The organism is Caulobacter sp. BK020, from assembly GCF_004342605.1.
Classification (GTDB): Bacteria; Pseudomonadota; Alphaproteobacteria; order Caulobacterales; family Caulobacteraceae; genus Caulobacter.
The window spans coordinates 130,380-155,221 of sequence record NZ_SLZL01000006.1 but is presented as its reverse complement, the minus strand read 5'-3'; the positions used below and the strand labels follow the sequence as shown (position 1 = coordinate 155,221).

The window sequence follows — 24,842 nt, the reverse complement described above, 5'->3', positions numbered from 1 at the left end:
ATCGGATGACAAGGCAAGGCCTTCCGGCGCGGGAATCTCGCCGCTATGCTCGCCTCCGAAGTGAGGCGGTTCGGCATGAATCGCCTGCGAGACAAGGTGGAACGACCATGTCGGAGGCGCCGCGAGCGCCCGGCGCGCCTCAGCCTTCGGGTTCTGGCCGGCGCCGGCCGCCAGGCGAGCAGTCGTGCTATGCGGCGCTCGACCTGGGTACGAACAACTGCCGCCTGCTGGTGGCCACGCCTTCGCCGCGCGGGTTTCGCGTCGTCGAGGCCTATTCCCGGATCGTGCGGCTGGGCGAGGGCTTGTCCCAGTCTGGCCAGCTTTCCGACGAGGCCATGGACCGCTCCATGGCGGCCCTGAAGGTCTGCGCCGAGAAGATTCGCCGTCGCAAGGTGGTGCGGGTGAAGGCGGTCGCCACCCAGGCCTGCCGGGGTGCGACCAATGGTCCCGACTTCGTGCGTCGCGTCGCCGAGGAGACGGGCTTGCGGCTGCAGATCATCACGCCCAAGGAAGAGGCCCAGCTGTCGGTGGCCGGCTGCATGAGCCTGTTCGACCGTGACGCCGAGGCCGCCCTGGTGGTCGATGTCGGCGGCGGCTCGACCGAGCTGTCGTGGGTTGACCTCAAGGGCGGTGGGTTGGACAGCAAGCCGCGCCAGTTCGCGGCCTGGAAGCTGCCGATCAAGGCCTGGCTGTCGATCCCGATCGGCGTAGTCACTCTGGCCGAGCGCTTTCCCGAGGGCGAGCGGGCGGAGGAGGGCTGGTTCCGGGCTATGGTCGACGCGGTCAAGAGCCGGATCGAGGCCTTCCCGCACGCGGAGCCGATGCGGCGGCTGTTCGAGAACGGCCGCGCTCACATGGTCGGCACGTCCGGCGCCATCACCAGCCTGGCCGGCCTGCATCTGGGCCTGCCGCGCTACGACCGCAACATCGTCGACGGCCTATGGATGCAACGCCATGAGTGCGAGGCGGCGGCCGATCGCCTGCTGACCCTGACCGCCCGGGAGCGGGCCCTGGAACCCTGCATCGGCGCCGACCGGGCCGATCTGGTGCTGGCTGGCGCGGCGATCCTGCAGGCCGTCCAGGAGCTTTGGCCGTGTTCGCGCGTGCGTGTCGCCGATCGGGGGCTTAGAGAGGGTCTCCTGATGTCCCTGATGTCCGATCAGCAGAGGAAGCCGCGCCGGCGTCGGCGAGGCGGCTCTGGTCGGTCGTCCCGCCCCTCGACGGTGAACGCATGAACGACGAACCTCCCCGCAAGCGCATGGTCAAGCCGCCGGCCGGCGGCAACGAGAGCGGTCGCGCCAAGCCGGCGCGCCTGAAAACCGCCTTCGGCCGCACGCCCTCGCAGCAGGCCTGGCTGGAGCGCCAGATCAACGATCCGTTCTCGGCCAAGGCGCGAGCGCTCGGCTATCGCAGCCGGGCGGCCTTCAAGATCAGCGAGATCGACGAAAAGTTCCATTTCTTTCGCAAGGGCGCGCGGGTCATCGACCTGGGCTGCGCGCCGGGCGGCTGGCTGCAGATCGCGGTCGAGCGCGGCGTGACCCAGCTGGTCGGGGTCGACCTGCTGCCCGTCGACCCGGTCGCCCCGGCCCATATCCTGGAAATGGACTTCACCGACCCGTCCTGTCCGCCCAAGCTGATCGAGCTGCTAGGCGGCGCGCCGGACCTCGTCATGTCGGATATGGCCCCCAACACCGTCGGCCACCGCGAGACAGACCACCTGCGGATCGTCGGCCTGATCGAGATCGGCGCGGAGTTCGCGATCGAGGTGCTCAAGCCCGGCGGCGCCTTCGTCGCCAAGGCCTTCCAGGGCGGCGAGACGGCCGAGGTGATCGCCCGGCTCAAGAAGCACTTCGACAAGGTCGTCCACTTCAAGCCCAAGGCCAGCCGCAGCGACAGCTCGGAGGTCTTCCTGGTCGCGACGGGGTTCAAGGGGCGATAGCGCCTCGCCGAAATCATCCCCATTTATGCCGCCAAGCGGGTCGACACGGATGAGCTCCGTAGGTATACGCGGCTCGCAAAATGGAGACTCCAATGGAGATTCGCGAAGGGCTCACCTTCGACGACGTTTTGCTCGAACCCGGTCCGTCAGACGTCATGCCCACCCAGGTGACGACCGAGACCAGGTTCACGCGTGAAATCAGTCTGAACATCCCGCTCGTGTCCGCAGCCATGGACACGGTGACTGAAAGCCGCCTCGCCATCGCCATGGCCCAGGCCGGCGGCATGGGCATCCTGCACCGCAACCTGACGGTGGACGAGCAGGCCGACCACGTGCGCGAAGTGAAGCGCTACGAAAGCGGCATGGTCATCAATCCGCTGACCATCCATCCCGACACGACCCTGGCGGAAGTCCGGGAGATCACCGCGCGACGCAAGATCTCCGGCTTCCCCGTGGTCGAGAAGAAGACCGGCAAGCTGGTCGGCATCCTGACCAACCGCGACATGCGGTTCGAGGGCGACGACAAGGTTCCTGCCTCGGCGCTGATGACCCGCGACAACCTGATCACGGTTCCCGAGGGCGTCGATCACCGCGAGGCGCGCGAACTGCTGCGCAAGCACAAGATCGAGCGCCTGATCGTCGTCGACGACGCCTATCGCGCCGTCGGCCTGATCACCGTCAAGGACATCGAGAAGGCTCAGGCCCATCCCCTTGCCGCCAAGGACGACAAGGGCCGCCTGCTGGTCGGCGCGGCCTCGACCGTCGGCGACGCCGGCTTCGAGCGTTCGATGGGCCTGGTCGACGCTGGCGTCGACGTCGTCGTCATCGACACCGCCCACGGCCACTCCAGCCAGGTCGCCCAGGCGGTGGCCCGCCTCAAGCGCGAAGCCAACCGCGTCCAGATTGTGGCCGGCAACATCGCCACCTACGACGCGTCGCGGGCTCTGATCGACGCCGGCGCCGACGCGGTGAAGGTCGGCATCGGCCCGGGCAGCATCTGCACCACCCGCATCGTCGCCGGGGTGGGCGTACCGCAGCTGACCGCCATCGCCGAAGCGGTCCGCGCGGCCCGCGAGAGCGGCACGCCGGTCATCGCCGACGGCGGCATCAAGTATTCGGGCGACCTGGCCAAGGCCATCGCGGCCGGGGCCTCGACCGCCATGATGGGCTCGATGTTCGCCGGCACCGAAGAAGCCCCCGGCGAGGTGTTTCTGTACCAGGGGCGCTCATACAAGAGCTATCGCGGCATGGGTTCGGTGGGGGCCATGGCCCGCGGCTCGGCCGACCGCTACTTCCAGAAAGACATCACCGACAGCTTCAAGCTGGTGCCGGAAGGCATTGAAGGGCAAACGCCTTTCAAGGGGCCGATCGCGCCGGTGCTGCACCAGCTGGTCGGCGGCCTTAGGGCGGCCATGGGCTATGTCGGCGCACCCGACATCGCCGAATTCCAGAAGCGGGCCCGCTTCGTACGGATCACCGGCGCCGGTCTGAGGGAAAGCCACGTCCACGACGTGATGATCACCCGGGAAGCGCCGAACTATCCGAGCGCGGTCTAGCCGGTGCGGATGGCCCTCGAACTTCAGATGCTGGGCTGGGCCGTCGTGCTCGGTCTGGTCCACCTGTTCTGGGCGGCCGCGGCCGCCCAGCCACAGCGTGGTCTGAAGTGGAACGTCGGGCCTCGCGACACGCCGGTGGTGCTGACGGGCATGGCGGGACGGCTCGAACGCGCCTTCGCCAATTTCCGTGAGACCTTTCCGTTCTTCGCCGCCGCCGTGCTGGTCGCCTATCTGGGAGGCCGGCTCGGCATGCTCTCCGCCCACGGCGCGGTGCTCTATGTCGGGGCGCGGGCGGTCTACATCCTTCTCTACGCCTTGGGCGTACCGGTCGCCCGGTCGCTCGTATGGCTGGCTTCCGTGATCGGCATCGGCTTGATCCTGGCGGCCTTGGTGATCTGAAAGCAACAATGCGCGACGGCGGCAGACTAGCAGCGGCGATCGAGGTCCTCACCGAGATCGAGACGCGTCATTTCCCCGTACGGATGGCGCTGAAGCGCTGGGGCGAGGGGGCGCGTTATGCGGGCTCTAAGGACCGCGCCTTCGTCTCGGGCCTGGCGCTGGACGCCCTGCGCCGCAAGCGCTCGCTGGGCTGGATGATGGGCGACGACAGCCCCCGCGGCGTGGTGCTGGGCGTGCTGGCCCATGACTGGAAGTGGTCGCTGGACCGCATCGCCGAAGCCGCTGGCGAGGAGCACGGCCCCGGCGCCCTGACCGACGCCGAGCGCGAACGTCTGGCTTCGCCCCGCTCGTTGGCCGATGCTCCAGCGCCCGTGGCCGGCGACTATGCCGACTGGATGCAGCCGCATCTGGCCCGGGCGCTGGGCGCCGACCACGGAGCCGAGATGGCGGCCCTGGCCGAGCGCGCGCCGGTGGACCTGCGCATCAACCTGCTCAAGACCGATGTCGAGCGGGGCGGCAAGGCGGTGGCGCTGATCGGGGCCGAGCCGGCGGGCGTACTGGCCACGGCCTTCCGCATTCCCGCGCCCGGCGCCGCCGACCGCACGCCGTCGGTCGAGGCCGTGCCGGCCTTCTCCAAGGGCTGGTTCGAGGTCCAGGATCTCGGTTCGCAGATCGCCGCGGCCGTGGCTGGCGACGTCAAGGGCAAGCAGGTGCTCGACTTCTGCGCCGGGGGCGGGGGCAAGACCCTGGCCCTCGCCGCCGCCATGGACAACAGCGGCCAGATCTACGCCCACGACAGCGACGCCCGCCGACTGGCTGACACCATCCGCCGCAGCCAGAGAGCCGGCGCCCGCAACCTGCAGATCCGCTCGCCGATCGAGGGCGAGCCGTTGAAGGGCCTGGAAGGCAAGCTGGACCTGGTGTTCGTCGACGCCCCCTGCACGGGCTCGGGCACCTGGCGCCGCCATCCGGACGCCAAGTGGCGCCTGTCGCCCGACCAACTAGCCAAGCGCCAGATCGAGCAGGACGCCGTCCTGGCCGACGCTTCCGACTTCGTGAAGCCAGGCGGTCGGCTGATCTATGTCACCTGCTCGCTGCTGACGGAGGAGAACGAGGATCGCGTGGCGGCTTTCGTCGAGCGCCATCCGGGCTTTTCGGTGAAGCCGATCACCTTGGCGGGTGTCGAGCAACACCTGACGCCGGAAGGCTACCTGCGGCTGACCCCGCATCGCGCCGGGACCGACGGCTTCTTCGCCGCCGTGATCGAGCGCGGATCGTACACGCCCTAGAGCCCGCCCGACCGTTTGCGGTCGGGACGAAGGGGCTCGCCAAAGAATGAGATTCCTCCCGCGAGGGAGACCGGACCGAAACGACACGCTGGAGAACGCTTGCCCATGACCGCCGAACCCCACCACCAGCGCGTCCTGATTGTCGATTTCGGCAGCCAGGTGACCCAGCTGATCGCCCGCCGGGTGCGCGAGGCCGGCGTCTATTGCGAGATCCACCCGTTCGACAAAGCCGAGGCCCTGGTCGACGACTACAAACCCTCGGCCATCATCTTATCGGGCGGTCCAGCCAGCGTGCTGGAAGAAGACAGCCCGCGCATCGGCCGCAAGCTGTTCGACCTGGGCCTGCCGCTGCTAGCCATCTGCTATGGCCAGCAGCTGCTGTGCGACGTGCTGGGCGGCAAGGTCGAGGGCGGCCACGCCGGCGAGTTCGGTCGCGCCGAGCTGACGATCGGCAAGGCCAGCCCCCTGTTCCAGGGCTTGGCCGGCGTCGGCGAGCTGGAAACCGTCTGGATGAGCCATGGCGACCGCGTCACCGCCATCCCGGAAGGTTTCCAGGTCGTCGCCACCTCGACCGGCGCCCCGTTCGCCGCCATCGCCAATGACGAGAAGAAGATCTACGCCGTCCAGTTCCACCCCGAGGTGGTGCACACGGTCAACGGCGCGCGGATCTACAGGAACTTCCTGGCCCTGGCTGGCCTGAAGGGCGATTGGACCATGGCCGCTTTCCGCCAGGAGATGGTCCATAAGATCCGCGACCAGGTCGGTGACGGCAAGGTGATCTGCGGCCTGTCGGGCGGCGTCGACAGCTCGGTGGCCGCCGTCCTGATCCACGAGGCCATTGGCGACCAGCTGACCTGCGTGTTCGTCGATACCGGTCTGCTGCGCAAGAACGAGGCCGAGCAGGTCGTCACCCTGTTCCGCGACCACTACAACATTCCGCTGATCCACGTGGACGCCGGCGACCTGTTCCTGGGCGAGCTGGCCGGTGTCAGTGACCCGGAAACCAAGCGCAAGACGATCGGCAAGCTGTTCATCGACGTGTTCGACAAGGAGGCCGCCAAGATCGAAGGCGCGGCGTTCCTGGCCCAGGGTACGCTCTATCCGGACGTGGTCGAAAGCGTCTCGGCCCGCGGCGGCCCCTCAGCGGTGATCAAGAGCCACCACAATGTCGGCGGCCTGCCCGACTACATGAAGCTGAAGTTGGTCGAGCCGCTGCGCGAACTGTTCAAGGACGAGGTCCGCGCTCTGGGCGTCGAGCTGGGCCTGGCCCCGGCCTTCGTCGGCCGCCACCCGTTCCCCGGTCCCGGCCTCGCCATCCGCATCCCGGGCGAGATCACGCCCGAGAAGGTCAAGGTGCTGCAGGACGCCGATGCGATCTATCTGGAAGAGATCCGTAACGCGGGCCTCTACAACAAGATCTGGCAAGCCTTCGCCGTGCTGCTCCCGGTCAAGACCGTCGGCGTGATGGGCGACGCCCGCACGTATGAGAACGTCCTGGCCCTGCGCGCGGTCACTTCGACGGACGGCATGACCGCCGACTTCTTCGAGTTTCCCTGGGAGGTTCTGGGCAAGACGGCCACCCGGATCATCAATGAGGTCCGTGGCGTCAACCGGGTCGTCTACGACGTGACGTCCAAGCCGCCCGGCACGATCGAGTGGGAATGATTCAGGGCCTTTCGGGGACCTTCGCGGACGACCGCGATTGTCGCCTAAATCATTGAAATAATTTGTGCTATGCCTCTCCAACGATCGGCGACGATCGTGGGGAGCCAGTTCGCGTTTCGTGTGTCTGACGGTAGCGTCGCAACGTGATGGCGGCTGAGGGGGGCGACAACGCGGGATAGCTATAAGCCGCTCGTCAGGCTTGCCGGCCAGTCCCACCGGAACGAACCGACCACCGTGCCGACACCGTCGCGGACGGCGGCGCCTGACGCACTCTTGAACCGGTATAGACTCTTCTGAGAAGTTCGGGGGCTGCTTTCAGGAATTGCTGCGTTCAATCGCCCAGCGCGCCGCCAGGACGACCGGCGGCTACTTTGAGGACGTGGTTGGACCATGGGTTTCGCCGACCAGCCGGACCGGGCCCAGCAAGCCCGAGGGCAGGAGCGGCGACTTGGCCGAGTAGGTCGAGCCGGGCGCGAAGGCCACGGCCTTCGCGCCCGGTTGCTTGTCGCCGATCAGGCGGTTGGGCCACAGGTTGGTCACCGCGATGGTCACGGTGTTCTTGCCGGGCTTGAGCGCGTCAGTGAGATCGACGCGATAGGGCGCGTGCCAGGCGGTGACCACGGCCTTGCCGTTGACCGAGACGGTGGCCAGTTCCCTGACCTCGCCCAGGTCCAGTTCGACCCGCTGGCCTGGCTTCAACCAGGCCTTCTTCACCGTCACGTCCTGGGCGTAGGTGCCCACGCCCGAGAAGTACTTGATCCCGGGATCGGCCGAGTCCGGCCAGGAGATCAGTTTGTCGAAGCTGGCGGTCTCTGGCGCGCCACGGCCTTTTTCGAAGCTGACGCGCCAACGCGCATCCAGCGTGGCCAGGGTCTGGCGCTGGACGGCCGGGGCGGTCCAGGCCTTGGCCTGGGCGGGCTTGCGCATCACCACGAACACCGCCTCGTGCGGGGCCAGCGCCAGGGGCGCACGGACGCCGCCCTCGACCTGCTCATAGCTGATCGCCTCGCTCTGGCCGGTTTCGGCGCGCCAGAGTTCGGGGATGCGACCTTCCACCCGGAAGGTTGCGCTGACCGACTGGGCCTGGGCGCTCTGGTTGGAGATGAAATAGATGTCGGCGTCGCCGGCGCGGCGGTGCAGGGTCAAGAGGTCGCCCGGAGCGGCCGCCTCCTCGAACGCCACGTCCGGTGTGATCTTTTCGGCGGCGAGCGCGGCGGCGAGATCGCCGTAGACGCGGCCCTGGCCATAGCGGTGACCCGCAGCGCCGTCGCCCCAGATCGCGTCGGCCAACTTGGCGACCTCGGCGTCGGGGCTGGACAGGCCAAGCCCCCCCGTCGGACGCTTGGCGACCAGCACCGCGCCAGCGTGGACCAACTCGCCGATCTTGCGTAGCGCGGGCAGGGTGAAGCGGGTGACGTCGTCGGGAAGATAGAGCACGCGGTAGGCCATGCCGCTGGGCGTGACCAGCTGGCCGTCCCGCACCGACAGCAGGGTCAACAGCGCCTCGGGATTGACGTAGTCGTAGCCGTGCCCGGCCGGGATGGCGGTGTTGATCTCGTCCTTGAAGCGTTCAGTGAGATTGCGCTCCTCGCCGTAGAAATAGGCGACGTCGGCGACGTAGTGGCCCTGTTGCAACAGGTAGGACGTGCGGGCCAGGTAGCTGACCCACGGCGCGGCCTGCTCGGCCCAGGTTTCGTTGCGGTTCAAGTACTGGCCGAAGATGAACAGGCCCAGGCCTGGCTTGGCGTCAACCAGCGGCTGCATGTGCGACTCGTGCAGCAGGATGCGGTTGACCCCGCGCGCGAAGATCTCGTCCGCTACGGGCTTCATCATGGCCGGCGAGAAGGACCATGGATCGAACATCGCCGCCACGGTCAGGGACTCGGCGGCGACCAGGGGCTTGCCATAGACGTGGGCGGCCGAGGCGGCTTCCTGCAGGTCGGCCTTCAGCGGCGGCTGGCCGGGCTGGGTCGAGAAGTTGCGGTACCAGAACTCGGCTGTGGGGATGTCGGCGCGGGCCTTGGCGGTCATGCCGTCGGCGATGGCGCGCGGATAGTCGCCCTGCACCTCGGTGTAGTAGCCCATGCTGCGGGCCTTGGTCGCCTTGGCGATGACGCCGTAGTGGTTGTCGATCACCAAGTCCTTCAAGGTCTGGCGATAGTCGAACAGGAAGCGCTCGGACGCTTGGGCGCTCTGGACCACGCGGCCCGTCAGGATGGGCAGCCAGGGCGCGGGGTCATAGCCGCGGCGGGCGCGGAATTCGGCGAGCATGGCGGGTGTCCAGTTCTGCACCCCCGCCTCCCAGCTGTCGGTCAGCAGGGTCTGGACGCCCTTGGGGCCCAGGGCGCCGCCGCTGGCGTCGTCATAGAGGCCCAGATAGTGGTCGAGGTAGCGGCCGACCGCCGCTGCGTCCAGCTTGTCGACCTCCAGGCCCGTGGCGCTGGGCTCGGCCGGCGCGTTGACGGCGCCGGTCAGGGACCAGCCCAGGCGCACGATCGTCCAGCGACCCTTGGGCGGGGTCCAGTCCAGGGTTCCGTCGGGGCGCAGCTTGCCGGTCAGGTCCACGACCTTGGCCGGGTCGATCACGGTCCCGGCCGGGGCGTCGGGCGTGGTGGCGACGTCCTCGTGGATACTGGGCTCGAACCCGGCCTTGGCCTCGAAGCCGTTGATCCGCGCGCCGCTGTGCAGGGCTAGGCGGGTGATGGCGTAGCCTGTCTTGCCAGGCGGCGGCGCGAGCTTGGCGACCGGGGGCAGGGGCGTGTCCGGCAGTGGACTGAAGCGCAGGCGCAGGCGCTGGGTCGTTGTTGGCGCGAAGGCGAGCGTCTCCTGCGGCGCCCCATGGGCGAGGGGGCCGGTGGTGGCGTCGATGATGCCCTGGCCCAAGGGCTTAAACACGCTCGGCGCCTGTTCGGCCTCCAGGGTGACAATCGCGCCGTTCTGGACGCCCAGCGACACCGCGCCCAAGGTCACGGGCTTGGCGAAGCTGGCCACCAGCCACGCTTCCTTGCCGCCGGCCTCCGGGATCAGCTTGAGCGTCAGGCCCTCGGTCGGGACGCCGGCCACCGTCTCGGCCAGCGTGATCGGTCCCGCGGCGGTGGTCCACTGGGCGGGCGGCGGCGAAACCTCCTGGCCAGGTGTCAGATAGGCGAAGACGGCCGCGTCGCCATAGGCCTCGAGACTGGACTTGCCGGTCTTGGCGCCCTGGAACGCGCCGGCGACCTTGGGCGGGGCGGGCAGGGCCAGCGTCATCGGGCGGCCGCCCTCGACGAGTGTTTCGCTCCAGACGTACTTCTTCATGGCGTCGGCGGGCGTCACCCAGGGGCCGCCGGTTTCGCTCCAGCCGGGGGAGCCGGCGATGCCCAGCTCCAGGCCGGCCTCGCGCGCCTGCTCCAGGGACTGGCGGAATATGGCCTTCCATTCAGGCGTCATGAACGCGACGGGCTTGGGTACGACGATCGGCTCGGGCAGCTTGCCGCCCGAGAAGGCGTGGACGCCGCCGATGCCGATGCGGCGCATCCAGTCCAGGTCCAGGCGCGCGCCCTCTGCCGAGATGTTGCCGGCCATCCAGTGCCACCAAATGCGAGGCTTGGCGGCATTGGGCGGCTCGGCGAAGCCGGCGGCCAGGGCGTCTTCCGCTGGAGTGGAGGCGGGGGCGCCGATCGCCACGCCGGCATCCAAGGCAAGGGCGGAGGCGCACAGCAGCGCCAGGATCCGACGCTTGCGATGTGCCGTGACGGTCGCCGTGATGGTTTTCAAACCGCCCTCCCGATCCGCTGTTCGCGGAAATTATCGGACGCAAATGTACGATAAGGGCGCGGAGGCGTCAAATTTTGTGAGCCGAATACGAGGCGCCCCCTATAGACCGAGAGGTATCCTCAGAAAAACAACAAGTTGATATATGATCGCGGTCAGGCTCCGTGTCCGCCAGACGATCTCTGTCATGCCCCGCTCGGTCGACAGCGATGAGCAGGGAATTGCGGTATATCGTTTTAATAGATCGCTTCGTGCAATTTCTCTTGCCATCGAAAGCGCGGCCATCAATGATCTCCGCCAACAAGTCGCCGGCCTCACGGGACGCGGCGAAGGGCGTGGAGGAAAACATGTTGAACCGTCGGGACCTGATTGCTACGGCCGGCGCCCTGGCTACGACGGCTGCTGCCCTCTCCAGTTCCGCCCGCGCGGCCTCCGCTCCTCTGGCGACCGAGACGGTGGATGTAGACCTGACCGCCGACGAGGGCGCGCTGCGCCACATCTGGTCCGAGTGCGTGGGCTCCGACCGCGCGGGCCTGACCATGCGCGAGGAGTGGCGCCTGGATGCCAAGCGTGCCCACAAGGAAGCCGGCATCAAGAGCGTGCGCTTCCATGGGATCTTCAACGACGACGAGATGGGCGTTCGTCCCAAGGCCTCGTTCGGCCCAGGCGCGCAGAGCTACAACTTCCAGAACGTCGACAACGTTTATGACGGGGTGCTGGATTCGGGCTTGAAGCCCTGGGTCGAGCTCAGCTTCATGCCGACCAAGCTGGCCAGCGGCAACGCCAACTTCGGCACCTATCACGGCAATATCACTCCGCCGGCCTCGCTGGACGACTGGAAGGCCTTCATCGCCGAGTTCGTTCGTCATCTGATCGCGCGCTATGGCGTGGACGAGGTGCGGACCTGGTATTTCGAGGTCTGGAACGAGCCCGACCTCGGCTTCTTCTGGAGCGGCACTCAGGCCCAGTACTTCGAGCTTTACAAGGCCTCGGTCGAGGCGGTGAAGGGTGTCGATCCGGCGCTGAAGGTCGGCGGTCCAGCCACGTCCAAGGTGCAGTGGATCCCGGCCTTTCTCGACTACTGCGCCCAGAACAGGCTGCCGGTCGACTTCGTCTCGACTCACCTCTATGCCGGCGACAACCAGAAGATCGTCTTCGGCGAGGCGGGCAAGTACACCCAGAACCAGGTCTATGAAGCGGCCATGAAGATGGTCAGCGAGCAGATCGCCGCCAGCGCCTACAAGGACGCCGAGCTGTGGCTGGGCGAGTGGTCCTCAGACAGCCCCGCCATGATCGCCCACATCGTCAAGGGCTGCCTGCCCTATGTGCGCGGCATGTCCTACTGGCAGATTAGCAAGTTCGAGGAAGTGCTGATCCCCAACTTCGTCTTCAAGGAGGGCGACAATGCCTGGGGCCTGTTCTCGGCCCGCAACGTGGCGCGGCCGACCTTCAACACCTTCAAGCTGATGAACCGCCTCGGCGAGCGGCGCGTGAAGGCGGTTGGGCCGGCCCTGGCCACGCGCCGGAACAGGGGCGGCGGCGCCGTGATGGTCTGGAATCTGGCCGAGGCCCAGCAGGCCAGCGGCATTCCTGGCGCCAACAGCGTGCGCAAGGTGACCGGCGAGGCCAAGCGCTACACCGTCCGCCTAAAAGGGGCAAAGCCCGGCCAGGCGGTGAAGGTCAGCTATGTCGACATGGAACGCGGCTCGCCCTATCCGGCTTGGCGCGTCCTGGGCTCGCCGCAGTATCCGACCCGCGAACAACTGGCCAAGATCCGTGCGGCCGCGGAGCTGCCCGCGCCCCAAGGCCTGACCCTGAACAAGGCCGGGGAGGTGGTGGTGGACCTGCCGCCGGAGGGCGTGGCTCTGATCGAGTTGGCCTAACCGCGCCAGGCGGCGCGACCGCTGACCATCAGTTGGGATATGGCCTCGGCGGCGGCCCTGCAGTCGTCGTCGCCAATCTCGCTGATGCCGCCTTCCTGCCGGATCCATTGGATCAGGCTCGAGGCGAACAACTTGGCGACCAACAGGGTGCGGGCCGACGGCGTGTCCTCGCCATCCGCTCGGCTCAGACGTTCTGCGATGGCGCGGATGCTGACCATGTAGCCCAGCTCGTGGAAGGTGCGAGCCAGCTCGGGGAAACGGGGCGCCTCGGCGACCATCAACTGGTCGAACGCTCGAATCTCCGGATCGCGCATGGCCTTCAGCAGCGCCACGGCGTACTCGCGCAGCCAGTCCTGGATGTCCTGATCGGCGCCGACGGGCGCCGGCTCGGTCGTCCGCCAGGTTTCCATGCGTCCGGCGACGATGGCCTGGAAGAGGTCCGCCTTGGTTGGATAGCGGGCATAGAGGGTGGCTTTGCCGACGCCGGCCGCGGCGGTGACGGCGTCCATGGTGGTGTTGGCGTAGCCCTGCGAGAGGAAGAGATCTTGCGCCGTGCTCAGGATCTTTTCTGAGATGGCCGCCAGATAGGCCGCGCTGGGGCGGCCCCGTCGCGGGGTAAAGCCTGCGGATGCTTTCTGAGCTGACGCCTGGGCCACGACCATCTCTCTGATGCCTTGCTCTTCTCCGTAGCGAGACGGCGCTGGCAAGTCATCCCAGAACTGAAATTGTCCAGGCCAATTTGCGGTCGCCTCGAGGCGGCGGCGAGGTCGGAGCGGACGTCGCGTCAATTCGACGCCGGTGTTCGAAAAATCTACCAGGCTGCACGGCCGTGGAAGATCACGTCGACAGCGTGCTCGGCGAAGGCCATGGCTTCTTCGTGGCCGATGTCGCGGACGCGCCGGTGGGCGTCATACCAGCCTGTCAGCATCGACATCAGCATTTCGGCTACGCGGGTTGGGTCGCGCGGCGGCACCGGGAAGTTGGTGGTGCCCTGGAGGATGGTTTCGCTCAACATGGCGATGGCGCTGCGGTGGCCGGCCTCGTGCAGCGCGCGGGCAAGCTCGCCGCCGGCGTCCGCCGTGCTGGTCAGGACACGTTGAAAGGCGTGGATTTCCTCGGAGGCCAGCGATTCCAGGATGGTCCGAGCGATGTAATTCAGTCGCTGCTTGAAGTCTGTGGGCATGGGGCCGTGGCGTGCGTCAGCCTCGGCGCTCCACGCTTGCAGGCGATCGGCGACCACGGCCTGCAGCAAGGCCTCCTTGGTCGGATAGCGCGAATAGAGCGTGCCCTTGGAGATGCCGGCGGCCACCGCGACCGATTCCATCGGCGTGGCCTCAAAGCCCAGCGACAAAAAATGATCGCGCGCGGCGTTGAGGATATCGGCGTTGATCGCTTCGGAGCGCGCCAGGGTCGGGCGGCCTGGACGCAGCGGCGCCTGCGGGGTGGTGTTGGCGGCCTCTGTAGCGAGGGTGGGATTGATCGGCGCGGGGGTCATGGACCTTCTGGACAATTCTGGTTCCAAATCTTCGGCGCGGGCCGTGAGTTCAGCTCTCACGACTGGCATGTGACGGGCAAGTCTCTTCGGTGAGGAAGGACGGTTCTTCGTCGAGAATATAGCACGCGTCTAAAAAATCGACCGAAGCGTACAATTAATGTTGCCTTTGTTCCGGGGTGCGCCATGATGGGGCGGAGGAACGTCCCCAACCATAACGAGACATCACATGCGTTTTGCCCCCATCGCCCTTGGTTTCGCTCTGGTTCTGACGCCAGCCGCCGTGATGGCGCAGGCAGCTCCGGCTCCCGCCGCCGCCGCAGATCCGGCCGCCCTGGCGGGCGCTGCCCAGGCCGCGAAATTCAAGACTGATCAGACCACCATCGGCGACATCATGGACAACCCGGCAGCCACGGCCGTTGTGAAGAAATACCTGCCGGATATGTTCGCCAACGAACAGATCAACATGGCGCGGGGCATGACCCTGAAGGCCATCCAACAGTATTCGGCCGACACCGTGACTGACAAGGTTCTGGCCTCGATCGACGCCGACTTCGCCAAGTTGGCCAAATAAGACCTCTTTAGCGCCGGCCGGCCATCGGCCGGCGCTTTTGATCTGCCTGCCGGAGGTGCTCCGCGGGCCGCGCAACGGTCGATGGCTTGTCCTCTCGTTGACGCCGACGCGGCTGCGTCGCCTCAAGTCCTTAGGAAAATCGGGCTGCCTTGTCGGCCTTTTGCCGAAATTCGCGTCTGTCTGGGTCGTAATCGGACGCTATTGGTGAATTTTTGAGACGATTTCGCTGTGGCAAGACGTCGCAGGGTGGGGCGCTTTGCGGCGTTGCGGCCAGGAAAAGGGCGGTCTAACGTCTTTAATTGAACGGTATCGTCTTTTTACATATTGACCACTGGTCAGGACACTTTAAAGGTTCCGTCAGCGGCGCCGTAGAACCGAACGGCTGGGTCGCGGCCTTACCGGGCGGTTGCAAAACCCGGGCTGGGTAAGCGTTTCGTCGGGTCGTGGCCTGTATGCCCGGCCTAGCGACAACAACAAGACTGGCCGTCCGGGCCAGCTGCAGTGGACGGAGACGAAAGGATGCTTCCGCATCGTGCGGGCGGCCATAGTCGCTTGCAGGGCCTTTCGCCGAAGCGCCCGCGTCTGCGCGGGCCCGGCGACCGTGGAGCAGTCCTGGGATGCCCCGTCGAGGAGACAACGGTCCATCGCCGATCATGCGAGGCGACGGCAGGCCGGATCGGGATCCGGCCCAACGATAAGGGAGGGTGAGATGCACAATTCTAAAACCTGGATGCTCGCTGGAGTCAGCGCGCTGACCTTGATGACCGGCGCCGCGCACGCCCAGGCCACGGGAGCGGCCCAACAGCCGGCCGCCGAGCCGCAGATGGTCGGCGAGGTGATCGTCACCGCCCGCCGTACGTCCGAAAACCTGCAGAACGTTCCGACCACGGTCTCGGCCGTCAGCGGCGACTCGCTGAAGAAGCTGGCCATCACCCAATTCCAGGACGTGGCGGCGGTGGTGCCTGGCCTCAGCCTGGGGACCAGCAGCGTCACTGCGGGCCGCTCGCCGGCGCCCTCGATCCGCGGCGTCTCCTACGACGCCAGCACTCAGGCCTCGCCAACGGTCGACATCTACCAGAACGACGTGCCGATCGACGGTGGAACCGCCTTCCAGGCCGTCTACGACATCCAGGCGATCGAAGTGCTGCGCGGCCCCCAAGGCACGCTGCGCGGCCGAACCGCGCCATCGGGCGCCATCACCCTGACCACGCGCAGGGCCGACACCCACGACTTCGGCGGCTATGTCAGCGCCCTGGCCACCGACCACGGCGGCCGCAACGCGCAGGGCGCGGTGAACATACCGCTGATCGACGGGGTGCTGGGCGTGCGCCTGGCTGGCGTCGTCGACGAGAACAAGGGCGATTTTGTCACCAGCATCAACAGCAGCCAGCTGCCGCTGAAGAGCACGCGCAGCGGCCGGATCAGCATCAATTTCACCCCGACCGACAATTTCGACGCCATGCTCAGCTATCAAAAGCTGAACAGCCACAAGCGCAGCTTCACCCAGGTGGCCGGCGACGGCGCCCCCGGCGGGATCTCGTCGGCCGCCCCGGCCGGCTACAATGGACCGGTGATCACTGCCTCCCAACGTCTGGACGTCGATGATTCGCCGCGCTTCAACTATTCGGACAACGACTTCCTGAGCACTCAGCTGAACTGGTCGGTTCTGGGCCATCGCCTCAGCTATGTCGGCGGCTACACCAAGGGCGACAGCACCTCGATCGGCGCTCTGGATTACGGCAACTTCCTGATCGGGCGCAGCTACTTCCAGAATCTGACCACCAATGGATCGCAGACGACCCATGAAATCCGGCTGTCGTCGGACAACAAGGACAGCCTGATCGAATACACCCTGGGCTACTTCTACTCGAAGGCGCCCAGCAAGACGGGCGGCACTCAGCCGGCGTCGTTCCTGGCGGGGGCCTTCGGCTCGCCGGGCGCGCCGGCCGATCCGCGCCTGCTCGACACGCGCTACATGCTGCCGACCCTGATCAACGTCGACAACCACGCCACCGAGAACTCGGTGTTCGCCAACGTGCGCGTGCACCTGGGCGAGAGGACCGAGCTGTCGGGCGGCGTGCGCCACATCGTCTCCAAGGTCGACAATGTCCAGACGGTGTTCCTGGGCGCGGGCATGATCGCCCGCCGTATCGGCTTCCCATGCTCGGCAGCCGGCTTCGCCAGCAGCTATGGCGGCGGCTATTGCGACATCCCGATCGCGGCTGGCACGACGCCGGTCCAGAACAGCTCGCAGAAGAACACCGAGAAGCCGACCGTCTACAACCTGTCGATCTCGCACCGCTTCTCCGACCAGGTGCTGTCGTACGGCACCTTCGCCACCTCGTGGCGGCGCGGGGCCAACAACTTCGCCCTGACCAACGCCGAGAACGACCCGGTCCTGGCCAGCCTGATCTTCCTGCCGGACGAGAAGTCCAAGTCGTTCGAGACCGGCGTGAAGACCAACTGGCTGGATCGCCGCCTGCGCCTCAACCTGGCCGTCTTCTACCAGAAGTACGACGGTCTCCTGTTCCAGCTGGCGTCGATCCCGTACCTTGGCGCCAACGGCGCGACGGTCACCCTCCAGAACTCGACCTTCAACGTCGGGGCCGACTCGATCGTCAAGGGCTTCGACTTCGACGGCGCCTTCCAGGTGACGCCGAACTGGAGCATCAGCGGCGGGGTAAGCTATGCCGACGGCAAGGTCGACAACGACACCGTGCCTTGCCGTGACAGCAATTTCGACGGCGTCCCGGACAAGGGCGCGCCGACCTTCAACGACTTCCGTTCGCGCAACATCCACGTGGCGACCTGCAAGTCGAATGTCTCGGTCTCGCGCGATCCCAAGTGGACCGGCACGCTGCAGAGCGAGTACTGGCGCCCGGTTGGCCGGGTCGAGGGTTATGTGCGCGGCCTGCTGTCGTACTATCCGAAGAACAACCGCCGGAACGTAGGCTACACCGTGCCGGACTACGGCCTGCTGAACGTCTTCGCGGGCGTTCGTTCGCCCGACGGAGCTTGGGACGTCAATCTGTTCGCCCGCAACCTCACCAAGACGGACGTCCAAACCAGCCGCGACACGGATTACACCGAAGCGGCGGGCGGCGTCTCCGGATACTTCGGCGTCAGTGGCTATCGCTGGGTCAGCAATACCCCGCCACGCGAGGTGGGCGTTTCGGTGCGCTACGCTTTCGGCGTTCGCTAGGTCGCCCTTTGGCGGGTCAGGGCAGGGGCCGGCGTATCGCCGGCCCCTTTCCTATGTTGACCCGCCCTCGCGGCCGTGGCCCAAACTCGCGCAGGCGACCGGCGGAGGCCAATCGAGGTGGCGAGATCGATGGGCGGCGAAGGGGCTGCGTCTAGCGAAGTGAAGGTGGACCGTCGTCGGGAGCGTTCGCGCGCGGCCTTGACCGAAGGCCTGCTCGCGCTGCTCGAAGAGACGGCCTTTGAGCAGATCACCATCCAGGACATCGTCCAGCGCGCCGGGATCGGCTACGCCACCTTTTTCCGGCATTTCGCCGACAAGCAGGCACTGTTGGAACGGCTGGCGGCGGACGAGATCCGCGGTCTCATCGACCTCACTCTGCCCGTCTTGGCCTCGGTCGATGCGCGCGCCTCGGCCCTGGCGCTCTGCGCCTATATAGAGGCCCGGCGCACGCTCTGGTCAGCCCTGCTCACGGGCGGGGCCGCCGCGATTTTGCGTGAGGAATTCATCCGCCAGACCAATCTGGTCGGCGGCGCGGTCGAAGAAGAGGGCGCCTGGCCGCCGCGCGACCTTATCGTCCCGTTCGCGATCGGCGGCGTGCTCGACATCCTGACCTGGTGGCTTCGGCAGGATGCACCGGTGGATCAGGAGCGCGTGGCGGTGCTGCTGGCCGACCTCGTCATCGCACCCCTTGTGTCCAGCGGCGGGAAGCAGCCTATGGAGCGCCTGCGTCGTAAGCTCGACGGCAAGGCCAGGGCGGCCGGCTGAGCCGCGCCGGCCCCCGACGTCGTCAGGCGCGTTGGCCGTTGACGTTGAACGAGCCGAACATGCCCATCTTGACCTTGCCCGAAAGCTGGTCGCCGACGACTTGAACCTCGAAGGTCAACTTGATCTTGGCAGGCTTTTGGACGTCGTTCACCCACCTTAGCCTGTCGCCGTCGATCTTGCCTTGAGTAATGTCCTCGCCGCCCATCCTGCCCGCGATATGGCCGGTCAGGATCGACCCCTGCTTGATGAGGGTCGCCACCGAGGTCTGCGGACCAATCGGGGTCTGGATCGTCAGGTTCCAGGTCTCGGGACTTGCGTCGCTCATGGTAGGCCTCCTCGGCAATGACGTATTCTGATCGCACGCCAAATTATGATATATATTAGATCATAAAATCCCAGGATTAAATTGAACGGCTTTGGCTAATTTAGGCCAATTTTCGGGTCGGGCCGGCCGTAGATCTTCCGGATTATATGGTTGATTCCGCCCTTGCCATCGGGCCGGCCGAGTGCTTTGCGGACCGTATATATGGTCCATAGTGTTTCAAAAGCCCGCTTGACAATCGCGCGACCCTCGTCGATCAGTTAAATGAACGTTGCCGTTCAATTAATGGGCGCGGTCATCGATCGAGGAGAACTTCATGCACGGCGCGCCACGGATCGGCGGCGACATACGACGCATGGCCGCGCGACTGTCGATGCTAGGCTTGGCGCCGGCATTTGCATTGGCGCTGGCGGGATGCGCGGGGGGGCCGAAAGCCGAACTTCGCCTACCCGCAGCCTACGAGGCGCCGGCCACCTCATCGACCGAAACCACCCTCGATCGGTGGTGGACCGCGTTCAACGACCCCCAGCTGGACCAGTTGATCGACGAGGCGCTGGCTGGTGGACTCGATGCCCAGGCCGCGGCCGCCAAGCTCGCCGAAGCGCGCGCCACCAAGTCCGGAGCCCTGACCAATTTCCTACCGCAGGGCGATCCGAACGGGTCCTATCTGAAGCAACGCAGCAAGTCCGCCGGCGTCACAACCGATCTCAAGATCACCAGCGCCAGCTTCGACGTGAGCTGGCAGCTGGAACTTTTCGGGCGCCTGCCGACGGCCAGCCGGGTGGCCAAGGCCGACTTCGCCGCCGCCCGCTTCACCTACGAGGGCGCGCGCGCCTCTGTGGCCTCCGAGGTCGCCGACAGCTATTTCCAGGCGCGGGGGCTGGCCATCCAGCTGGAGGACGCGCGCGCTAGCGCGCGGGTCCAGAAGGAACTCTATGCGATGACCGAACGCCGGGCGCGTTCGGGCCTTTCGGCCGCCGTCGACGCCGATCGCATCGCTGGCGACCTGTCGCAATCGAACGCGCGTGTCGCCTCGCTCGAAGCCCAGCTCCAAACTCAGAAGCGCGCGCTGCTGATCCTGGTCGGTCGCGTCGTTGAACCGACTGCTTCGCTTTCGATCGACGCCAGCGTCGGCGCCGCCCCAGCGCCGCCGACGCTGGTCCCGGGAGACCTACTGACCCGCCGGCCCGACGTCCGCGAGGCGCAGGCGCGCCTGGCCTCCGCCGTGGGCCGAGCGAACCTGGCGCGCCTTGCCTTCCTGCCAACCATCAACCTGATCCCGGGCCTGGGCCACACCCACACCAGCCCGTTAACGGCCAGCAGCGCCACGACCGCCAGCATAGGCCTGGCCGTCAGCCAACCGATCTTTGACGTACCCCGGCTGATGTCGCAGCTGGGCGTCCAGAAGGCGCAGACGGCCCAGGCGGCCATCGCCTACGAACGGACGCTGCGCCGAGCCTTCCAGGAATCTGAGGCGGCCCTGGTCGGCCTCGACGCGGATCGGCGCCAGATTGAGATGCTGGTCGAGGGCGAGGCTCGGGCCGAGCGCGCCTACCGCTCAGCGCGGACCAACTACGGCCGCGGCCTCACCGATCTGCAAACCACCCTGTCGGCCGAGCAGGCCTGGCGGAGCACCCGCACCCAGTTGACCTTGGCCCAGGTGCAGGCCGTCCGCCGCGCCGTCCAGGCCTTCCAGGCCCTGGGCGGCGGCTGGCCCGTCAATCGCTATTCGTCTGTCGCGAGCGCAAAATGATCCTCTTGAAGAAGCTCCTGGCGGGCGGCCTGATCGTCGCCGCCGTCGCCCCCGCCTTGAGCGGCTGCCACAAGGCCCAGCACCCCCCCGCAGCGCGCGCAGCCGAACTGCGGTCAGTGTCGGTGATAACCCTGGCGCCGCACGCCGTCGCCGGCGCTCTAACGGCGACCGGCGATCTTGTCCCCCGCGAAGAAGCGGCCGTGACCCCTGAGGTCAGCGGCTATCGCGTCACCACCGTACTGGCCGATGTCGGCGACACGGTGCGCCAAGGCCAGGTGCTGGCGCGCCTGGACCCGGCGCTGATCGAGGCCCAGATCGCTCAGCAATCGGCCCTGGTCGCCCAGGCTGAGGCCCAGGCCGCTCAGGCCCAGGACCAGGCCAGCCGCACCAATGGCCTCGACGGCTCCGGCGATCTGGCCCAGGAGCAGATCAACCAGCGTCGTTTCCAGGCCAAGGCCGCCGGCGCGACCGCCCAGGCGCAGCGCGCCGCCCTGCGCGATCTGCAGGTCCGCCGCGAAAAGCTGTCGGTGACCGCGCCGGTCGGCGGGGTCGTGCTTGAACGCACCGTCCGCCCCGGCGACGCCGCATCGGCCGGCGGAACCGCTTGGTTCCGCTTGGCCCGGGACGGTCAGGTCGAGCTGCAAGCCCAGCTGGCCGAGGCCGAGCTGGCGCGCATCCGCGTGGGGCAGAGCGCGAGGGTCACCCTGCCGAGCGGGGCGATCGCTATCGGCCGCGTACGCCTGGTCAGCCCGCAGATCGATCCCAAGTCTAAGCTCGGCTATGTTCGACTGACCTTGCCGGTGCGGCCCGACATCCGCTCGGGCGGCTTTGGCCGTGCCGTGTTCGGCGACGCCGCCGACCAGGGCCTGGCCGTGCCGGAAGCGGCGATCCGCTACGATGCGGGCGGGGCCAGCATCATGGTCATGGAAGCCGGCGATCGGGTCCGTCGCGTACCGGTCAAGACCGGCGATCGCGGGGGTGGCTGGGTGCGCCTGACCGCCGGGCCGGCCGCCGGCGCGCGGGTGGTGGCCAACGCCGCCACTCTTCTCGTCGATGGCGACAGGGTCCGTCCGGTCGCCAGCGCCGGAGCCAACCTGTGATCGGCCCGCAGACCGGAGGCGGCGGCCTCAAGATTTCCGCCTGGGCGATTCGCAATCCGGTGCCGGTGACGGTGCTGTTCATCGCCCTGCTGCTGGCCGGCGTACTCAGCTATTTCCAGCTGCCGATCAAGCAGTACCCCAACGTCCAGCTGCCGATGGTGTCGGTCACGGTCACCCAGAACGGCGCTTCGCCTGGCGAGATCGAAACCCAGATCACCCGTCAGGTAGAGGACGCCGTGGCCGGGATCTCGAACGTCGAGACCGTGCAGTCCGTGGTCACTCAGGGCGCCTCGACCACCAACATCAGCTTCCAGATGGGCGAGGACCTGCAGAGGAAGACCGACGAAGTTCGCACCAAAATCGAGCAGGTGCGCGTTCAGCTGCCGCGTGACATCGACCCGCCGACCATCCAGCGCGTCGAGATCGACAGCGCTCCAATCGTCACCTATGCGGTCTCGGTCGAGGGCATGTCGGACGCGCAACTCTCATGGTTTGTCGACGACACCATCGCCCGCGCGCTGCAGGCCGAGAAGGGCGTGGCCCAGGTCACCCGCGTCGGCGGCGTCAACCGCGAGATCAACGTGCTGGTCGATCCCGACAAGCTGACCGCGCGGGGTCTCACCGCCGCCGACGTCAATAGCGCCCTGGCCGGCTTCCAGCTCAACGCCGGCGGCGGGCGGGTCGAGATCGGCGGCCAAGAGCAGTCGATCCGCATCCTCGGCCAGGTCGAGACCGCCGACCAGCTGCGTCAGCTGACCATTCCGACCAGCGGCGGCGGCTATGTCCGCCTGGCAGACATCGCCGAGATTGGGGACGGCGCGGCCGAGGCCCGCGGCTTCGCCAAGTTGGACGGCCATCCGGTCGTCGGCTTCCAGATCATGAAGACCCGCGAGGCCAGCGACGTCGCCGTCGACGGTCGGGTCAAGGCGGCGCTCACGGGACTGGAGAAGACCTATCCCAGCGCCCGCTTCACGCGCATCTCGGCCACGGTCGACGAGACCCGCACCAGCTTCGAGGCCACCCGCGGCGTGCTGTTCGAGGGCATGGTGCTGGCGGCGATCGTGGTGTTCTTCTTCCTGAAGGACTGGCGCGCCACCCTGATCACCGCCGCGGCCATGCCGATCTCGCTGATCCCGACCTTCGCGGCCATGGCGTTCCTGGGGTTCTCGCTGAATGTCGTCACGCTTCTGGCCCTGACCCTGGTCATCGGCATCCTGGTTGATGACGCCATCGTCGAGATCGAGAACATCGAAAAGCGCGTGGCCGCCGGCTACCAGCCCTATGACGCGGCCATGGAGGGCGCCGACGCCATTGGCCTGGCGGTGGTGGCCACCACCTGCGCCATCGTCGTGGTCTTCGCGCCGGTCAGCTTCATGCCCGGCATCGCGGGCCAGTTCTTCAAGGAGTTCGGCCTGACTATCTCGGTGGCGGTGCTGTTCTCGCTGGTCGTGGCCCGTCTGTTGACGCCGCTGATGGCGGCCTATCTGCTCAAGCCTCGCACCAAGCCGCACGAGCCGCCGTCGCTGCCGCGCGCCTACATGAATGTCCTGAATTGGAGCCTCGATCACCGAATGATCGCCTGCGCCATCGGCGGGGCGCTGTTCGTCGGTTCGCTGTGCCTGCTGCCGCTGCTGCCCACGGCCTTCACGCCCGAAGGCGACCCGGACTATCTGAACCTGAAGATCCAGGGCGCGCCGGGCGCGACCCTCGAACAGATGGACCAGGCGGTCGGACGCATCGACGCGGTCTTCGCCAAGGAACCCACCGTGGCCGGCGTCTTCGCAACGGTCGGCTCGACCTCGGGCGACGCGCTGCGCGGGGGGGGCGGCGGCACGGATCTGCGCAGCGGTTCGGTCACGGTGCTGCTCAAGGCCGATCGCAAGGTGAGGGGGCAGGTGCTGCGCGAGCGCTATCGGGCCGCCATCATGGCCATCCCGGACGTGCGCATCGGCTTCCTGAAGGCCGACGGCCAGGCCGGCTTCCAGCAGATCTTGACCAGCGACAACCCCGACGCTCTGGGGGCAGCGGCCACGGAACTCCAGCGCCAGATGCGCGGCCTGCCGGAACTGGCTGATCCGCACCCGTCGGTTCCGCCGGTCGGGCCGGAAATCGCCATCCGTCCCCGCGCCGACGAGGCCGCGCGCCTGGGCGTCTCGGTCGACGCCATCGCCCAGGCCGCCCGCGTGGCGACCAGCGGCGACATCGACGCCAACGTGGCCAAGCTGAACGACGGCGAGCGCCGGATCCCGATCCGGGTACGCCTGCCGGCCGACGCCCGCGCCGACCTCGACCGCGTCCGGGGCCTTCGCCTGAAAACCGCGAGCGGCGAGACCACGCGCCTCGAAGCAGTAGCCGACGTGGGCTTCCAGGCCGGCCCGGCCCGCATCGATCGGCTGGACCGCCAGCGGCAGATGACCGTCGAGGCCGAACTGACCGAGGGCGCGACTCTGGGCTCGGCGACCAAGGCGGTGCACGGCCTGCCGATTTTCAAAACCATGCCGCCCAGCGTGCGGCCCAGTTCCATCGGCGACGCCAAGGCCATGGCCGAGCTGTTCGGATCGTTCGGCCTGGCGATCTTCGCCGGGGTGGCGATGATCTATTTCGTCCTTGTCCTGCTGTTTGGGTCGTTCTTCAAGCCGGTGGTCATCCTGTCGGCGTTGCCTCTGGCGGTCGGTGGGGCGTTTCTGGGACTGCTGGCCTTCGGCCAGGCTTTGTCGGTGCCGTCCCTGATCGGCTTCCTGATGCTGCTGGGCCTGGCGGCCAAGAACTCGATCCTGCTGGTCGAGTACGCCATCGAGCTGGAGCGTGGCGGCATGAGTCAGCGGGAGGCCCTGATCGAGGCCTGCCGCGAGCGCGCCCGCCCGATCGTCATGACCACCGTGGCCATGGCCGCGGGCATGCTGCCGACCGCCCTTGCGCTTGAGCATGGCTCGGAATTCCGCCAGCCCATGGCCGTGGCCGTGATCGGCGGGCTGATCACCTCGACCCTGCTGTCGCTGATCCTGGTGCCCGTGGTCTACGAGTTCATCGACGACTTCGAGCAGTGGCTGCGGCCGCGCTTGGGCAAGCTGGTCACCCGGCGCGTCCTGCCGTCGCGGGAGCCGCTGTTGGAGGGGAAGCGCGGATCCTGAACGCAGGCCTCGTTAGAAG

The 24,842-nt window shown here is 67.2% G+C and carries 17 protein-coding genes; 13 read left to right on the top strand and 4 right to left on the bottom strand.

All coding sequences use genetic code 11. The annotated features are described in order from the left end of the window. Positions 1–107 precede the first annotated feature (107 nt). The 6 genes from EV278_RS09510 (at position 108) to guaA (ending at position 6,848) form a co-directional block, all read left to right on the top strand. Complete coding sequence (locus EV278_RS09510; protein WP_132089909.1) at positions 108–1,235, top strand: Ppx/GppA phosphatase family protein; 1,128 nt, start codon at positions 108–110, stop codon at positions 1,233–1,235. Next, entirely contained in the window at positions 1,232–1,939 is a 708-nt protein-coding gene (locus EV278_RS09505) for an RlmE family RNA methyltransferase (RefSeq protein WP_165916590.1), read from the top strand. The genes EV278_RS09510 and EV278_RS09505 overlap by 4 nt, the downstream gene beginning before the upstream one ends. 92 nt (positions 1,940–2,031) lie before the next feature. Next, positions 2,032–3,495, top strand: coding sequence for an IMP dehydrogenase (gene guaB / locus EV278_RS09500; RefSeq protein ID WP_132089906.1), 1,464 nt, complete (start codon positions 2,032–2,034; stop codon positions 3,493–3,495). Between the two features lie 9 nt (positions 3,496–3,504). Next, positions 3,505–3,894, top strand: coding sequence for an MAPEG family protein (locus tag EV278_RS09495; RefSeq protein WP_132089903.1), 390 nt, complete (start codon positions 3,505–3,507; stop codon positions 3,892–3,894). An 8-nt stretch (positions 3,895–3,902) separates the two neighbouring features. Next, on the top strand, positions 3,903–5,183 hold the full coding sequence (locus EV278_RS09490) for an RsmB/NOP family class I SAM-dependent RNA methyltransferase (protein WP_132089900.1): 1,281 nt from the start codon (positions 3,903–3,905) through the stop codon (positions 5,181–5,183). 105 nt (positions 5,184–5,288) lie between these two features. Beyond that, on the top strand, positions 5,289–6,848 hold the full coding sequence (guaA, locus tag EV278_RS09485; RefSeq protein WP_132089897.1) for a glutamine-hydrolyzing GMP synthase: 1,560 nt from the start codon (positions 5,289–5,291) through the stop codon (positions 6,846–6,848). A gap of 366 nt (positions 6,849–7,214) precedes the next feature. Here the strand turns inward: guaA and EV278_RS09480 are convergent, their stop codons facing one another. Next, positions 7,215–10,604 (bottom strand): glycosyl hydrolase, encoded by a 3,390-nt coding sequence (locus EV278_RS09480; RefSeq protein WP_132089893.1) that lies wholly within the window; start codon positions 10,602–10,604, stop codon positions 7,215–7,217. A 344-nt stretch (positions 10,605–10,948) separates the two neighbouring features. On the opposite strand from EV278_RS09480, the gene EV278_RS09475 reads away from it, so the two are divergent. Further along, entirely contained in the window at positions 10,949–12,484 is a 1,536-nt protein-coding gene (locus EV278_RS09475) for a glycosyl hydrolase (protein ID WP_243692142.1), read from the top strand. Here EV278_RS09475 and EV278_RS09470 read toward each other — a convergent pair. Both EV278_RS09470 and EV278_RS09465 read right to left on the bottom strand, forming a co-directional pair. Continuing rightward, positions 12,481–13,140, bottom strand: coding sequence for a TetR/AcrR family transcriptional regulator (locus EV278_RS09470; RefSeq protein ID WP_165916588.1), 660 nt, complete (start codon positions 13,138–13,140; stop codon positions 12,481–12,483). The genes EV278_RS09475 and EV278_RS09470 overlap by 4 nt on opposite strands. Positions 13,141–13,295: 155 nt before the next feature. Then, positions 13,296–13,979, bottom strand: a complete 684-nt coding sequence (locus EV278_RS09465; RefSeq protein ID WP_165916587.1) for a TetR/AcrR family transcriptional regulator — start codon at positions 13,977–13,979, stop codon at positions 13,296–13,298. A 226-nt stretch (positions 13,980–14,205) separates the two neighbouring features. Between EV278_RS09465 and EV278_RS09460 the strand changes: the two genes are divergently transcribed. From EV278_RS09460 to EV278_RS09450, 3 genes are all read left to right on the top strand, one after another. Beyond that, positions 14,206–14,550, top strand: coding sequence for a hypothetical protein (locus EV278_RS09460; RefSeq protein WP_132089884.1), 345 nt, complete (start codon positions 14,206–14,208; stop codon positions 14,548–14,550). A gap of 709 nt (positions 14,551–15,259) precedes the next feature. Next, positions 15,260–17,752, top strand: a complete 2,493-nt coding sequence (locus tag EV278_RS09455; protein ID WP_243692141.1) for a TonB-dependent receptor — start codon at positions 15,260–15,262, stop codon at positions 17,750–17,752. Between the two features lie 198 nt (positions 17,753–17,950). Then, complete coding sequence (locus tag EV278_RS09450; protein WP_207905465.1) at positions 17,951–18,517, top strand: TetR/AcrR family transcriptional regulator; 567 nt, start codon at positions 17,951–17,953, stop codon at positions 18,515–18,517. A 22-nt stretch (positions 18,518–18,539) separates the two neighbouring features. On the opposite strand, the gene EV278_RS09445 is transcribed toward EV278_RS09450, so the two are convergent. Next, positions 18,540–18,842 carry a hypothetical protein gene (locus tag EV278_RS09445; RefSeq protein ID WP_132089878.1) on the bottom strand — a complete coding sequence of 101 codons (303 nt, stop codon included), beginning with the start codon at positions 18,840–18,842 and terminating at the stop codon, positions 18,540–18,542. A 313-nt stretch (positions 18,843–19,155) separates the two neighbouring features. Between EV278_RS09445 and EV278_RS09440 the strand changes: the two genes are divergently transcribed. Genes EV278_RS09440 through EV278_RS09430 form a run of 3 tightly spaced genes read left to right on the top strand, consistent with a single transcriptional unit; the run spans position 19,156 to position 24,823 of the window. Then, the gene (locus EV278_RS09440; protein ID WP_132089875.1) at positions 19,156–20,592 is read left to right on the top strand and encodes a TolC family protein; all 1,437 of its coding nucleotides are present in this window, start codon (positions 19,156–19,158) and stop codon (positions 20,590–20,592) included. Beyond that, positions 20,589–21,692: an efflux RND transporter periplasmic adaptor subunit gene (locus EV278_RS09435; protein ID WP_132089872.1), complete on the top strand. Its 1,104-nt coding sequence runs from the start codon at positions 20,589–20,591 to the stop codon at positions 21,690–21,692. The genes EV278_RS09440 and EV278_RS09435 overlap by 4 nt, the downstream gene beginning before the upstream one ends. After that, positions 21,689–24,823 carry an efflux RND transporter permease subunit gene (locus tag EV278_RS09430; protein WP_132089869.1) on the top strand — a complete coding sequence of 1,045 codons (3,135 nt, stop codon included), beginning with the start codon at positions 21,689–21,691 and terminating at the stop codon, positions 24,821–24,823. Before EV278_RS09435 ends, EV278_RS09430 begins: the two co-directional genes overlap by 4 nt. The last annotated feature ends 19 nt before the right edge of the window (positions 24,824–24,842 follow it).